Origin of the sequence: Kribbella deserti (assembly GCF_042434725.1) — a bacterium.
GTDB classification, from domain to species: Bacteria; Actinomycetota; Actinomycetes; order Propionibacteriales; family Kribbellaceae; genus Kribbella; species Kribbella deserti.
In genome coordinates this window covers 1-13441 of the sequence record NZ_JBHLTC010000028.1, presented here as the reverse complement: position 1 = coordinate 13441, position 13441 = coordinate 1, and the positions used below count along the sequence as shown (strand labels likewise).

General features: G+C 68.8%; 13 protein-coding genes. 11 read left to right on the top strand and 2 right to left on the bottom strand.

The features are described 5' to 3' along the window. Window positions 1-56: 56 nt before the first annotated feature. Window positions 57-1355 (top strand): hypothetical protein, encoded by a 1299-nt coding sequence (locus ACFFGN_RS20820; RefSeq protein ID WP_380050678.1) that lies wholly within the window; start codon window positions 57-59, stop codon window positions 1353-1355. Beyond that, window positions 1352-1591, top strand: coding sequence for a hypothetical protein (locus ACFFGN_RS20815; RefSeq protein ID WP_380050230.1), 240 nt, complete (start codon window positions 1352-1354; stop codon window positions 1589-1591). Before ACFFGN_RS20820 ends, ACFFGN_RS20815 begins: the two co-directional genes overlap by 4 nt. On the opposite strand, the gene ACFFGN_RS20810 is transcribed toward ACFFGN_RS20815, so the two are convergent. Then, the gene (locus ACFFGN_RS20810; protein ID WP_380050227.1) at window positions 1543-2304 is read right to left on the bottom strand and encodes a MerR family transcriptional regulator; all 762 of its coding nucleotides are present in this window, start codon (window positions 2302-2304) and stop codon (window positions 1543-1545) included. The genes ACFFGN_RS20815 and ACFFGN_RS20810 overlap by 49 nt on opposite strands. Window positions 2305-2406: 102 nt before the next feature. Here ACFFGN_RS20810 and ACFFGN_RS20805 point away from each other — a divergent pair, with 102 nt between their 5' ends. The 7 genes from ACFFGN_RS20805 to ACFFGN_RS20775 all read left to right on the top strand — a co-directional run bounded on the left by ACFFGN_RS20805 (window position 2407) and on the right by ACFFGN_RS20775 (window position 10406). After that, window positions 2407-4209, top strand: coding sequence for a hypothetical protein (locus ACFFGN_RS20805; protein ID WP_380050225.1), 1803 nt, complete (start codon window positions 2407-2409; stop codon window positions 4207-4209). Further along, complete coding sequence (locus tag ACFFGN_RS20800; protein WP_380050222.1) at window positions 4206-5027, top strand: SDR family NAD(P)-dependent oxidoreductase; 822 nt, start codon at window positions 4206-4208, stop codon at window positions 5025-5027. The genes ACFFGN_RS20805 and ACFFGN_RS20800 overlap by 4 nt, the downstream gene beginning before the upstream one ends. 155 nt (window positions 5028-5182) lie before the next feature. Beyond that, window positions 5183-6160, top strand: coding sequence for an alpha/beta fold hydrolase (locus ACFFGN_RS20795; protein ID WP_380050219.1), 978 nt, complete (start codon window positions 5183-5185; stop codon window positions 6158-6160). 139 nt (window positions 6161-6299) lie between these two features. Continuing rightward, window positions 6300-7466: a CaiB/BaiF CoA transferase family protein gene (locus tag ACFFGN_RS20790; protein WP_380050216.1), complete on the top strand. Its 1167-nt coding sequence runs from the start codon at window positions 6300-6302 to the stop codon at window positions 7464-7466. Window positions 7467-8075: 609 nt separating this feature from the next. Next, window positions 8076-9503: an NAD-dependent malic enzyme gene (locus ACFFGN_RS20785; protein ID WP_380050213.1), complete on the top strand. Its 1428-nt coding sequence runs from the start codon at window positions 8076-8078 to the stop codon at window positions 9501-9503. Next, window positions 9500-9841 (top strand): VanZ family protein, encoded by a 342-nt coding sequence (locus ACFFGN_RS20780; protein WP_380050210.1) that lies wholly within the window; start codon window positions 9500-9502, stop codon window positions 9839-9841. Before ACFFGN_RS20785 ends, ACFFGN_RS20780 begins: the two co-directional genes overlap by 4 nt. Window positions 9842-9848: 7 nt before the next feature. Beyond that, window positions 9849-10406 (top strand): YqgE/AlgH family protein, encoded by a 558-nt coding sequence (locus ACFFGN_RS20775; protein WP_380050207.1) that lies wholly within the window; start codon window positions 9849-9851, stop codon window positions 10404-10406. A gap of 8 nt (window positions 10407-10414) precedes the next feature. Here the strand turns inward: ACFFGN_RS20775 and ACFFGN_RS20770 are convergent, their stop codons facing one another. Next, window positions 10415-10699, bottom strand: coding sequence for a DUF3039 domain-containing protein (locus ACFFGN_RS20770; protein WP_380050204.1), 285 nt, complete (start codon window positions 10697-10699; stop codon window positions 10415-10417). A 186-nt stretch (window positions 10700-10885) separates the two neighbouring features. Between ACFFGN_RS20770 and ACFFGN_RS20765 the strand changes: the two genes are divergently transcribed. Beyond that, a complete protein-coding gene (locus ACFFGN_RS20765) occupies window positions 10886-12685 on the top strand; it encodes a DEAD/DEAH box helicase (RefSeq protein WP_380050201.1) in 1800 nt (599 codons plus the stop codon). A 291-nt stretch (window positions 12686-12976) separates the two neighbouring features. Beyond that, window positions 12977-13195 carry a hypothetical protein gene (locus tag ACFFGN_RS20760; RefSeq protein ID WP_380050198.1) on the top strand — a complete coding sequence of 73 codons (219 nt, stop codon included), beginning with the start codon at window positions 12977-12979 and terminating at the stop codon, window positions 13193-13195. Window positions 13196-13441 lie beyond the last annotated feature (246 nt).

The window sequence follows — 13441 nt, the reverse complement described above, 5'->3', positions numbered from 1 at the left end:
CGTGTTACATTCGCCAGGTCAGATACCTCGGGCTGATCGGAGCTGGCGTGATCCTCATGCACGGCATCGGTGGCCGCGGTGATCTGCCCGTTCCGCTCTGGCTCGGCATCTACGCCGCGGCCGCTGCGGTGGCGGTCTCGTTCTTCGCGCTGGCGGCGTTCTGGTCCCGCCCGCGCTTCGAGCAACCGGCCGGCCGGGCTCTGGCTGGACTGACCGCCATCGTCGACTCGCGGATCACCCGGTGGGCGCTGAAGGGCCTCGGTCTGGCGGCGCTCGCCGTACTGCTGGGCGCGTCCTGGTTCGGCAGTACGTCGGCCGCGCTCAATCCCGCGCCTACCTGGCTGTACGTGTGGATCTGGGTCGGCATCATCCCGCTCTCGCTGCTCTTCGGCCCGATCTGGCGACTGGCGAATCCGCTCCGCACGCTGGCAGCGTTTGGCCGCGCGCTACTCCGCCGTCCGGAAGGCTTCGCGGCCTTCCCGAAGCGCTACGCGTATTGGCCGGCGGTTGCCGTACTGGCCGTATTCCTCTGGCTCGAGTTGTGCTTCCCCGACGCCGCGCGGCCGCTGGTGGTCGCGATCTTCCTCACGGCGTACGGCGTGCTGAACGTGGTGGCAGGTATTGCCTTCGGGTCCGGCTGGTTCGCGGTGGGGGACAGCTTCGAGGTGTACGGCGAAACGCTCGCGCGGCTCAGTCCGTGGGGCCGGGTCGACGGGCGTCTGGTGGTACGGAACCCGCTGCGCAATCTCGCGTCAATGCCGCAGGCAACGGGATTGGTTGCCCTGCTCTGCTTGTTGCTCGGGTCAACGGCCTTCGACGGGTTGAGTCGTTGGTCGATCTGGACCCGGGCCACGGCGAACCTCAACCACGTAACGGCGTACACCCTCGGGCTCATCGTCAGCGTGGCCGTGGTTTCGGTTCTCTTCGTGACCGCGGCGCGTTCGACCGGCACGGCCCGGATCCGGCCGGGCATGGTCGGCGCGGCCGGTCTGCCGGGGGTGTTCGCGCATTCGCTGGTGCCGATCGCGATCGGGTACGCCGTGGCGCACTACTTCTCGTTCGCCGTATTCCAAGGGCAGGAAGGCGTACTGCTCGCAGGCGATCCGTTCGGCCGGGGCTGGGACTTGTTCGGCCTTGGGGATCGCCGGATCGACTACACCGTGATCGGTACGAGCTTCATCGCGGCGGTGCAGATCGGGGCGATCGTGCTGGGTCACGTGCTCGGTGTGGTGGCGGCGCACGACCGGGCGACGGCCTTGTTCGCGCGGCGGCAGCTCCGGCGGGCGCAGTATCCGTTGCTGGCGGCAATGGTCGCGTTCACCGCGGGCGGCATCGCGTTGGTGGCCGGCTCATGATCGCGCTGCACCTGGGCGGCATTCCCGAGCTCGCGATGGTGCTCGGGCCGTTGCTGCTGATTGCGGCCTTCATCCGAATCGCCCGCCGGGGTGATGCGGCTGCGCCCGACGAGGACTGGGGTGACGAATGGAACGACGACCTGGGCGACCGCCCCGCAGAGCTTGGCCACCCATCGGCCGAACGGCGTCAGCCCGCGGAGGACAGCGCGGTCGGATCGAGGCCGAACTCCTCGTAGGCGACTCCCTCGATCTCGCGGCCCATCGCTTCACGGAACGACGCCACCAGTGCCTGCCCGGCCAGCGGAATGATGTTCTCCAGGGTGCGCTGGATCTCGGGCCAGCCCTCGGCGGGCATGCCCGCGTCGGCGAACTGGCGCCAGACGGTGTTGCGGAAGAGTTCGACGTATACCTTGGCGATCGCGTTGCTGTGCTCGAACAGCTTCGGCAGCATCTCGAAGATCGCGTCGAGCGGTACGCCGAGCTTGATCACGTCGAGGCCGGCGCGAAGCAGATCCGGGTTCGGAATGCGCAGGCTCTGGTCCTCGAGGCGCTCGGCGATGCCCAGCGCGAGCAGCTTCTCGATGATCGCGGGGTCGTGCGGAACGCCGGCCCGTTCAGCCAGCTGCTCCTCGGTGACGACCTCGGGCTCGGTCGGGCTCCACGGGGTGATGAGCGTTTCGAACACGCCGAGGGCGATCTCGCCGTCGGGCATCTCGCTCATCATCCGCTCCACCGCGGCGAGCGTGTAGCCCTTGGCCAGCAGCTCGCGAACGAGCGTCAGCCGCGCGACGTGGTCCGGTCCGTAGTAGCCGGTGCGACCGACCAGGCGGGGTGGCCCGATCAAACCTCGACCCGCGTACGCGCGCACATTTCGCACGGTCATGCCCACCTTCGCGGCGAGCTGGTCGACGGTCAGTTCTTCGGCCGGACCCGGCATATGTCCTCCCACCCTTGACAGTGTCCCAGACTACACGTTACATACTCTATGTAACATCAAGCTTGTAGCATTCGCTCGGCGTCAGCCGGGTATCCAGCCCGAGGGAGAACGAAGATGACGGTGCCGTTGGCGGCCTCGACCGGGACCGCGTCGTTCGACCAGGTGGCGATCGTGACGGGCTTCGTCGCGCTGATCTACCTGTCTCTTGCCGTACTGCTGTGGCGCGAGCGGACCGGGCGCGAGACCGTGGTCGGCCGGTTCGCCGGATTCGTCGGTCGCCTCGACGGCGTACCGCGCTGGGCCGCGCTCTCGCCGTACCTGCACACCGCCTCGCTGCTCGCGGCCGCCTTCGGCGTTTGGTGGGACATCGCCGTGCACATCGACAAGGGCCGCGACACCGGTCCGTTCGGTACGCCCGCGCACTACCCGATCTTCTTCGGCATTCTCGGTGTCATCGTGGCCGGCGTCCTGCCGATCGCGCTGGCCGGCAAACCGCTGCCCGCGGGCACGATCAAGCTCACCAAGGGCTGGCGCATTCCGTGCAGCGCGGCGCTGGTCACCTTCTGCGGCACGTTCGCGCTGGTCGGCTTCCCGATGGACGACATGTGGCACCGCCTGTTCGGCGAGGACGTCACGCTCTGGGGTCCGACCCACCTGCTGATGATCGGTGGCGTGGTCTTCTCGATCTTCGCCCGGCTGCTGGCGCTGGCCGAGGTGGAACAGCTCGTCGGTACGAACCTGCGTCGCCGGGTGCAGGAGATCATCACGGTCGGCGCGCTGCTGATCGCGTGGGACCTCTTCAGCACGGAGTTCAACTACGGCGTACCGCAGTTCCCGTTGATCCTGCAGCCGATCCTGATCGCCTTCGGCGCCGCGATGGCCTTCACCATTCTGCGCTCACGCCGCGGCCCTGGTACGGCGCTCGGCGCGCTGGTGGTCTACCTGGCGGTGCGCGGCGCCATCGCGTTCCTGGTGGACCAGCCGCTGGGGGAGATCCTCGGGCACTTCCCGCTGCTGCTCGTGGAGGCGCTGATCGTCGAGATCGTGGCCCTTGCCTTCGGCAACAAGAACCGCTTCCGCCTCGGCGTCATCGCGGGCGCCTTGATCGGCACCATCGGCGTACTGGCGGAGTTTGCCTGGAGCAAGCTTTGGATGCCGATCCCCTGGTCGTCCTCGATGTTGCTGCCGGCAATCGGTTTTGGTCTCGTCACCGCAATCGGCGCGGGCCTGATCGGCGCCTGGATCGGCACCCGGCTCGCGGAAGTCGCCGGCGACGTACGGCGCACGCCGCCGCTTCGGCTCACTCATCAGCTCGGTGCGGCTGGTCTGGCGCTGGTACTGGCCACGATCTTCTTCAGCGTTCCGCGGACGGGTGGGGAAGGCGTGAGTGCGACGATGACGCTTGAGCCGGTCGCGGTTGGCGCCGAGCCGACGGCGTACGTGACGGTCAAGCTGAGCCCGGCCGACGCGGCGAAGGACGCACGCTGGTTCGACGCGATGTCCTGGCAGGGTGGTGGTCGCGAGATCCACCGGATGGTTCGAGTTGCCGAAGGCACCTATCGGTCCGAAGGCCCGTTGCCCTTGTATGGCAAGTGGAAGTCGATGGTGCGGCTGCACACCGGATCGCGCGAATTGGTTGCCATGTGGGTCTATGCGCCGAAGGATGATGCCATCGGCAAGGAAGGCATCGCCGCCGTGAGCGGATCGACCCGGACCTTCGGGCATGAGCAACAGGTGCTGCGCCGGGAGGAGCGGACCGACGTACCGCCGTGGATGTGGAACACCGGCTACGCCCTGGTCGCGGTGGTCGGCGTTCTGGAGCTCGCCGGAATTGCCTGGCTGATCGGTCGCGGCGCCCGCGGTGGACGACTGCGCGTCGAGGCCCTCGAGAACGCCCGTCAGAAGGAGAACGCATGACCGGCAGGGCTGGAGCGCGCAAACCCGGCGACTGGGACCTGACCGGGAAGCGGGTGCTGATCACCGGGGCCGCCGGAGCCTTCGGCTCGGCCGCGATGGAGCAGTTCCGCGGTCGCGGCGCGCAGGTGATCGGTCTCGACCTGGAGAAGACCGACGACATTCTCGAATGCGATCTGACCCGGCCCGAGCAGATCCCGCTCGCGGTCGGCGAGGCGATCAGCCGGCTCGGTGGGCTCGACCTGCTGATCAACAACGCCGGCATCGGTGTTCCGGGGCTCGCAGGGGAAGCCCCGGACGCCGTTGCCCGCAAGGTGATCGAGGTCAACCTGTTCGCCGGTTGGGGTGTCACGGCCGCCGCCTTGCCCGAACTGCGGGCCAACCGCGGCCGGGTCATCTTCGTCGCGTCGGGCCTTGCCTACGTGAACCTGCCGCTGGCCGCGTCCTACCTGGTCTCCAAACGCGCGATCGACACCTACGCGGACGCATTGCGGCTGGAGAACGGCCGGCTCATCGACGTGAGCGTGATCTACCCCGGCTACGTCCGGACGCCCATTCACGACGCGTCGCTCGCGCGGGGGGTCGACCTCGGCATGTTCCTGCCCGCGGAAACGGTCGGCCAGGTGGTTCGTACCATCGTGAACGTGGCCGCGGCCAAACGCCCGCCGCGCAACCGCGCCTCCACCCGCGGTACCGGTCTTGGCGTGGCGATCGCCCGGCATCTACCGTCGGTGGCGGATCGCGTCGTCCGGCTGCGGACGAACCAGCAACGGCGTAAGGGCGGTCTGGGCGAGCTCGCGGAGAAACTGGGGAAGCTATGACGCAAACACGGCCACAAGAGTCCGCCTCGTCACCAGAGCCCGCCTCGTCCCAAGAGTCCGCTTGGTCACAAGGGTCCGATGAACGGCGACACACCGTGTCACAAGCGTCCGATGAACGGCGACACACCGGGGCTGGGGGGCTTGAGGAGCGGGTGGTGGTGGCGGGGGACGGGGTGCGGTTGCGGGCGGTGATGACGGGGAGCCCGGCGGCGCCGGCGACGGTGTTGCTGGCGCACGGGTGGACCTGTTCGACCCGGAGCTGGCATCACCAGTTGAAGGATCTGCCGCGCATTCTCGGCCCGGAGAACGTACGGGTGATCGCGTGGGACCACCGCGGGCATGGCCGAAGCGACGCGGCGTTGCCGGGGACTACCCGGATCGAGCAGTTGGCCGAGGACGTGGTCACCGTGCTGGACACGTTGGCGCCGTCCGGGCCGGTTGTGTACGCGGGGCACTCGATGGGCGGCATGACCCTGCTGGCGTTGGCTGAGCATCGGCCCGATTTGTTCGGTGAGCGGATTGCTGCGGCGGCGTTCATCAGTACGTCGACCGGGAACATCTCGCATCGGGCGTTCGGCCTGCCCCGGCAGTTCGACTCCACCGCGGCCCGGGTTGCGCCGCGGGCCATGAATCTGGCGGGGCAACGTCTCGAACGCCGTGCGCAAAAGCTGGCCACCAAGGCCGAGATCGCCGAGGCGGAGAAGGCTCAGGCTGCGGCGCTGACCCGGGCGGCAGCGCGGTGGCGGGCCCTCGCGCTGGGTGCCCGGTTGCAGCGGCCGGCCTTGGCGCGACTGGTCTTCGGAGTGAGCCCCGATCCGGCCGAGGTGGACATCCTGCTCGCCGATCTCGCGGATACGCCTGGGCAATCGCTGGCCGGGTTCTTCGAGGCGATCACTCAGCACAATCGGGAAGAGGCGCTCGAGGTGCTCGCGGAATTGCCCGTCGAGGTCATGCATGGGACGCGCGACCGGTTGCTCTCGCCGCGCCACGCGAACCGTACGGCCGAGCTGCTGCCGAACGCGCGCCTGTGGATGTACCCGAAGGCGGGCCACATGCTGATGCAGGAAAGGCCGCGCGACGTCTCCCACCGCCTCGCCTCCCTGGTCCGCCGCACAACCCACGCGAAGGTCTAACTGGCGTTGGCGTTCGTTCGTCGGAATCCGCCCTCCAGGCAGTCCCCCTCCAGACTGCCGGCGCCGAGGGCGGATTCCGACGAATGAACGCCAAGGACGAGCGCGGAGCGCGCAGGCGACGGCGAACTAGGGTGGGCGGGTGCAGAATCTTCTTTCGGATCTGGTGGTTGTCGACCTGACGCGGGCGCTGTCGGGGCCGCATGCCGCGATGATGCTGGGCGATCTCGGCGCGCGGGTGATCAAGGTGGAGACGCCGGACGGTGGCGACGACAGCCGGGGCTGGGGACCACCTTTCGCCGGGCCGGACGACGCGCGCGAGTCGACGTACTTCCTGTCCGCCAACCGGAACAAGGAATCCGTCACCGCGGACCTGAAATCGGCCGAGGGCAAGGACTTCCTCACCCGGTTGATCCGCAAGGCCGACGTACTGCTGGAGAACTTCCGCCCGGGTGTGCTCGACCGCCTCGGCTTCTCCGTCGAGGCGCTGCACGAGCTGAACCCGGGCCTGGTCATCCTCTCGATCACCGGCTTCGGTCACGACGGACCCGAGGGCGGTCGCGCCGGATACGACCAGATCGCTCAGGGCGAAGGCGGCCTGATGAGCATCACGGGCGAGACCGAACCGACCAAAACCGGCGTACCGATCGCGGACCTGCTGGCCGGGATGTACGGCGCGTACGGCGTACTCGCCGCGATCCACGAGCGGTCCATCACCGGGCGCGGCCGGGTGGTTCGGACCAGCCTGCTGGCGTCGGTGGTCGGCGTGCACGCGTTCCACGGCACCAAGTGGACCGTCGCGGGGGAGGTGCCCGGCCGAGTCGGGAACCACCACGCGCAGATCGCGCCGTACGGCCTCTATCGGACCAAGGACGGCATCGTCCAGGTTGCCGTCGGCAGCGAAGGCCAGTGGCGGTTGTTCGCGCCGATGGTGGGGCTGGACCCGGCCGACGAGCGGTTCGCCACGAACGCGCTGCGGGTGGCCCACCGCGACGAGCTGACCGCGTCGATCGAGAACGCCTTCGCCGGGCTGCCGTCGGACGAGTGCCTGGTCCAGCTCGCCGCGGCGGGAATCCCGGCCGGCAAAGTGCGCGATATCGCCGAGGTCTACGAGTGGGAGCAAACCCGTTCGCAAGGCCTCCTGATCGACGTGGACCACCCCACCCTCGGGCGGATCCAGCTCCCCGGCCCACCCCTCCGCTTCGACGACCAGCCATTCGCCGGCGCCCGCGAAACCAACCTCCCCCCACCCCGCCTAGGCGAACACAACGACTCCGTCGCCACCTGGCTCGCCACCCCCGACGACTAGTCCCCCACTCCGTCAGCCCATCGGCCGTCAGCCCATCAGCCGTCAGCCCATCAGCCGTCGGCCCGGCAGCCCGTCGGCCGGTCGGCCCGGTAGCCCGTCGGTCGTCCGCGAGGCAGAAGCAGACGCGGCCGAGCCCTTCTCACCTCGCCCGGGCGGCTGTGGATAAAGCTCGGTAGCGCCTACTGCGAACGAGTGGCGGCCCGCCCTCCTCGTCTACGAGTGGGCAAGTTCGAACGTCTCGTCCACGAGTGGTCGCGTCTGCACCCCGGGAGACGGTGCTGAGGCCGGTCCGAAACCCTGGTGGCGCCGCCGGCCTAGGACAGGTTGCGGGTATCGGGTCCTCGGACGGGTTATTACCCCTGCACGGACCCGGTTTCCCTGCGTGGACCCGGTTTCCCTGCGTGGACCCGGTTTCGCTGCCCTGGTGACCGCACTTGCCGCGTGCAAAGGCGGCGACCACTCGCGGATGAAGGTGGCCGCCCGCGCGTTCGGAGGTGGCGACTCGTGGGGGCGGAGGTGGCGGCTCGTGGCGGCGGGAATCAGGGGGTGGCGGTGTGTACTCAATGTACGTAACCACCGTGGGCAGTGGGCTCATGAGAAGATCCCGGCGTGACATCCATGCCGAGTGTTTCGTACTCCATCACTGTTCGACTCGAGGTGCCCGCCGGCGGATCGGCGGTGAGCAGACTGACGACCGCCGTGGAGCAGGCCGGTGGTGTGGTCACCGCGCTGGACGTGACGGCCTCGGGCCATGAGCGGCTCCGCATCGACGTGACCTGCGCGGCCGCCGACACCGAGCACGCGAACCGCCTGGTCGAGGCCATGCGCGCGGTCGAGGGCGTCGAGATCGGCCGGGTTTCGGACCGGACCTTCCTGATGCACCTCGGTGGCAAGATCTCGATGGAGGCCAAGCACCCGATCCGTAACCGGGACGACCTCTCGATGGTCTACACCCCCGGTGTCGCCCGGGTCTGCCTGGCCATCGCGAAGAACCCCGACGACGCGCGCCGCCTGACCATCAAGCGCAACACCGTCGCCGTCGTTACCGACGGCTCGGCCGTACTCGGCCTGGGCAACATCGGCCCGAAGGCCGCGTTGCCGGTGATGGAGGGCAAGGCCGCGCTGTTCAAGCGGTTCGCCGGCATCGACGCGTGGCCGCTGTGCCTGGACACCCAGGACACCGAGGCCATCATTCAGGTGGTGAAGGCGATCGCCCCGGGCTTCGCCGGTATCAACCTGGAGGACATCTCCGCGCCGCGCTGCTTCGAGATCGAGGCCCGGCTGCGCGAGGAGCTCGACATCCCGGTCTTCCACGACGACCAGCACGGTACGGCGGTCGTGGTGCTGGCGGCCTTGTTCAACGCGCTGCGCGTGGTCGGCAAGGACATCGGCTCGGTCCGGGTCGTGCTGTCCGGCGCGGGTGCCGCGGGTACGGCGATTCTCAAGCTGCTGATCGAGGCCGGGGTCAAGGACACGATCGTGGCCGACGTCGCCGGGGTCATTCACACCGAGCGCGACGGATTGTCGCCGGAACTGCGCTGGATCGCGGAGAACACCAACGCCGCGAAGTACAGCGGCGACCTCAAGGGCGCGCTGGCCGGCGCCGACGTGTTCGTCGGGGTCTCCGCGCCGAACATCCTGACCGGTGACGACATCGCCACGATGGCCGACAAGTCGATCGTGTTCGCGCTGGCCAACCCCGACCCCGAGGTCGATCCGGCTGCCGCGCACGAGCACGCCGCAGTGGTGGCCACCGGCCGCAGCGACTTCCCGAACCAGATCAACAACGTGCTGGTCTTCCCGGGCGTCTTCCGCGGTCTGCTCGACGCGCAGTCGTCGAAGGTCTCGATCGAGATGGAGCTGGCCGCCGCGAAGGCGCTGGCCAGCGTGGTCACCGACGACCAGCTGAACGCGGACTACATCGTGCCCAGCGTCTTCCACCCGGAGGTGCACACGATCGTCGCGCACGCCGTTCGTGACGCCGCGGGCGGTAAGCCGCCGGCGGCTGAGCACTTCCCGGACGACTCCCCGGCGTGACCCTGCTGATGTGGCGGATCGCCTTCGGCGTGGCCTGCGCGGTGCAACTCGCCGCGTTGTACGCGCCGCGGGCGGCCGGCCCTGAGGCCGGCTTTCCGTACGCGGACAAGGTCGTGCACCTGCTGATCTTCGCGGCCGTGGCCTACCTCGGCCCGCGGGCCGGTGTACCCGCATGGCCGCTGTTCGCCGTACTGGCGGCCAATGCGGTGATCAGCGAGGTGATTCAGCACGTCGTACTGCCGATGCGCAGCGGGGACGCGTTCGACACCGTCGCGGATCTGGTCGGCGTGGCACTCGGGGCGTGGATGGTGAGCGCGAGGCGCGTCGGCAGGACATGATGGAGGCATGACGGCGACGACCCTGACCGGATCGCTTCTGGTGGCCACACCGATGCTCGACGAGCCACCGTTTCGCCGGTCCGTCATCCTGCTGCTGGACCACGACGACGACGGCGCCCTGGGCGTGGTGGTGAACCGCGCGGCCGATCTCGAGGTTGACCGGGTGCTCGCCGACTGGTCGGACACGGTCAGCGCGCCCGGAGTGCTGTTCATGGGTGGCCCGGTCGGTACCGACAGCGCCCTGGCCGTCGCGGAGATCGCCGGCGCGGTGGATCCGCCCGGCTGGCGCGAGTGCTTCGGGCGGATCGGCCTGCTCGATCTGGACGCACCGCCCGCACTGCTGGCCGGCGCGATCAGCCGGATGCGGATCTTCGCCGGCTACTCCGGCTGGGGCAGCGGTCAGCTGGAGGACGAGATCACCGAGGGCGCGTGGTACGTCGTACCGTCCGAGCCCGACGATGTCTTCAGCCTGCGGCCGGAGACGCTGTGGCGACGGGTGCTACGCCGCCAGCGTGACGAGATGGCCTTCCTGGCGACGTACCCGGACGACCCCTCGCACAACTGACGCGGCGGTCAGCTCTTGTCGCCGCCCTTGTCGCCGTCGCCCTTGTCGTCACCGGGCTTCATCGACTCCCAGATCTCCTTGCACTCCGGGCAGACCGGGAACTTCTGCGGGTCGCGGCTCGGCACCCACACCTTGCCGCACAACGCGACCACGGGGGTGCCCATCACCATGGCCTCGGTGAGCTTGTCCTTCGGCACATAGTGCGAGAACCGCTCGTGGTCACCTTCATCGAGTGACGGCTTGGTGCGCTCGTCGACGATCGTCTCGGCGCCGGGGCTCAGCTGGGTGCTCATGGCTTGAGTCTAATCAATCCCGCCGACACGCCCAGTGCCGCGAGTTCCCGGGCTTTGATCCGGCGCGGCGGGGTACCCGACACGCCCGCTGCCGCGCCGGCCAGGCGGCGATCTGACCTTGGGTGTGATTTCAGGTAACGTTCCTGCACGGCCGATCACACGACTTTCGGGGGAGTAGAGCAGCCGGTGAACTCGCATGTCCCCGCTCAGCCACTAGTCCTTCCACCCGCATATCCGGACCGTGCCGCCTGGGGTACAGCGAGCAAGCTCCGCGCCTGGCAGGCCGAGGCTTTGCAGCTCTATCTGGAGAAACAACCCAAGGACTTTCTCGCGGTCGCGACCCCGGGCGCCGGTAAAACGACGTTCGCGCTGACGGTCGCCGCGGAACTGCTGCAACGCCGGACGATCGAGCGCATCACCGTGGTCACGCCGACCGAGCACCTCAAGGTCCAGTGGGCCGAGGCCGCCGATCGCGCCGGAATCGCGCTCGACCCGGCCTTCGCCGGACGCAAGGGCCGGACCAACAAGGACTTCCAGGGCGTCGCGGTCACCTACGCCGGTGTCGCGGTCAATCCGCTGGCCTTCCGGGTCCGCACGGAGAAGTTCCGCACCCTGGTCATTCTCGACGAGGTCCACCACGGTGGCGACGCGCTGAGCTGGGGTGACGGAATCCGCGAGGCGTTCGAACCCGCCACGCGCCGGCTCGCCCTGACCGGTACGCCGTTCCGCTCCGACGACAACCCGATCCCCTTCGTGACGTACGAGCACGGCCATGACGGGGTCGCCCGGAGCCGCGCGGACTACACCTACGGCTATGGGCACGCCCTGCGCGACCACGTCGTACGGCCGGTCATCTTCATGTCGTACTCCGGTGAGATGCGCTGGCGGACCAAGGCCGGCGACGAGATCGCCGCGCGGCTGGGTGAACCGCTGACCAAGGACCTCACCGCGCAGGCTCTGCGTACGGCGCTGGATCCGACCGGCGAGTGGATGCCCGCGGTGCTCGCGGCGGCGGACAAGCGGCTGACCGAGGTACGGCGGCACATGCCCGACGCGGGCGGGCTCGTCATTTCGGGCGATCAGAACACGGCGCGCGCGTACGCCAAGGTGCTGCGCGAGCTCACCGGCGAGGCGCCGACCGTGGTGCTGTCCGACGAGAAGGCCGCCAGCAAGAAGATCGGCGCCTTCTCCGAGGGCGAACAGCGCTGGATGGTCGCGGTCCGCATGGTCAGCGAGGGCGTCGACGTACCCCGGCTGGCCGTCGGGGTGTACGCGACGCCCACCTCGACGCCGCTGTTCTTCGCGCAGGCCGTCGGGCGGTTCGTGCGGGCGCGGAAGCGGGGTGAGACGGCTTCGGTGTTCGTGCCGTCGGTGACCCGGCTGCTCGGGTTCGCCGCCGAAATGGAGGTCGAACGCGACCACGTTCTCGGCCGAAAGAATTCGACCGAGGACGGCGACATTTTCGCCCTCGAGGACGGGCTGCTCGCGGCGGCCAACAAGACCGAGGCCGCCTCCGACGAACTCGAGGGCAACTTCGAGGCGCTCGGCTCGGACGCGTCGTTCGACCGGGTGGTTTTCGACGGCGGCGACTACGGCACCGGCGGTGAGATCGGCTCCGACGAGGAACTCGACTTCCTCGGCCTACCGGGTCTGCTCGAACCGGACCAGGTCCGCGAACTGCTGAACAAGCGGCAGGCCAAGTCCCTCGCCGCCCAGAAGAAGGCCAACCGCCTCCAGGACCGCGACGCCCGGGGCGAACCGGACCGCGTGACGGAGCTGGCCACCCACGAGCAGATGTCCCTGCTGCGCCGCGAACTCAACGGCCTGGTCGCCGCCTGGCACCACCGAACGGGCCAACCCCACGGCGTCATCCACAACGACCTGCGCCGCAAACTAGGCGGTCCCGCCGCGGCCCACGCCTCCGCCGACCAACTCCGCGAACGCATCGAACTCCTCCGCGACTGGGCCACCCAACGCCGCGCCTAACCCACACCACCGCGAAGTGGTCCCCTGTGGAAAACGCCGCCACGGTCGGACGCGAAATGCGGGCCACTGGTGGTCTTCTGCCGCGAGTGGTCGCGTCCACTCGCGGGAGGTCCGGGTGAACCTGTGCAAGCGGGCCGGAAACGGGCAGCATCTGGGCATGAGCTACGACATCGCGGTTTGGGTTGGCAAGCGTCCGACCGACGACGAAGAGGCCGACGACCGGTACGACGAGATGATGGAACTCCTCGAAGAGGACGACGAACACCCCCGAGCGAGCCCATCGTCGCGTACGTGCTGGCGCTCACCCAGCGATATCCCGACGACCTGGACGCGCCGGGCTGTCCCTGGCGGTCGTCGCCACTGCTGGACGACGCGGTGGGCGACGTACTCGCCGTCAACATCGACTTCGACCGGGCCGACGAGGTCGCCGCGTACATGGGCCAACTCGCCACCGAGCACAACCTGGTCTGCTACGACCCCCAAGAAGGCACCCTCATCCCCCCGCTCTAACCACCACCCGCCTCTAACCACCACCCCATGCGCTGCCGACACCCCAGTTCGGCCGGCCTGTGGAAACCCCTGCCACGGTCGGACGCAAAATGCGGTCCCGCCACGGCATTTCGCGTCCGACCGTCGCGGGGTTTTGCACAACCGCGCCGTATTTCGCGTCCGACCGTCGCAGGGTTTTGCACAACCCCCTCTTCGCCAGGCTGGTTGTGAGTCAGTTGGCGATTGGGTGAGGAGCAGGGTGTGACG

Excerpts from the sequence above, each read along its gene's own strand:
- ACFFGN_RS20820 (WP_380050678.1), top strand. The coding sequence starts at position 57 with ATGCACGGCATCGGTGGCCGCGGTGATCTGCCCGTTCCGCTCTGGCTC.
- ACFFGN_RS20815 (WP_380050230.1), top strand. The coding sequence starts at position 1,352 with ATGATCGCGCTGCACCTGGGCGGCATTCCCGAGCTCGCGATGGTGCTC.
- ACFFGN_RS20805 (WP_380050225.1), top strand. The coding sequence starts at position 2,407 with ATGACGGTGCCGTTGGCGGCCTCGACCGGGACCGCGTCGTTCGACCAG.
- ACFFGN_RS20800 (WP_380050222.1), top strand. The coding sequence starts at position 4,206 with ATGACCGGCAGGGCTGGAGCGCGCAAACCCGGCGACTGGGACCTGACC.
- ACFFGN_RS20775 (WP_380050207.1), top strand. The coding sequence starts at position 9,849 with ATGACGGCGACGACCCTGACCGGATCGCTTCTGGTGGCCACACCGATG.
- ACFFGN_RS20770 (WP_380050204.1), bottom strand. The coding sequence starts at position 10,699 with ATGAGCACCCAGCTGAGCCCCGGCGCCGAGACGATCGTCGACGAGCGC.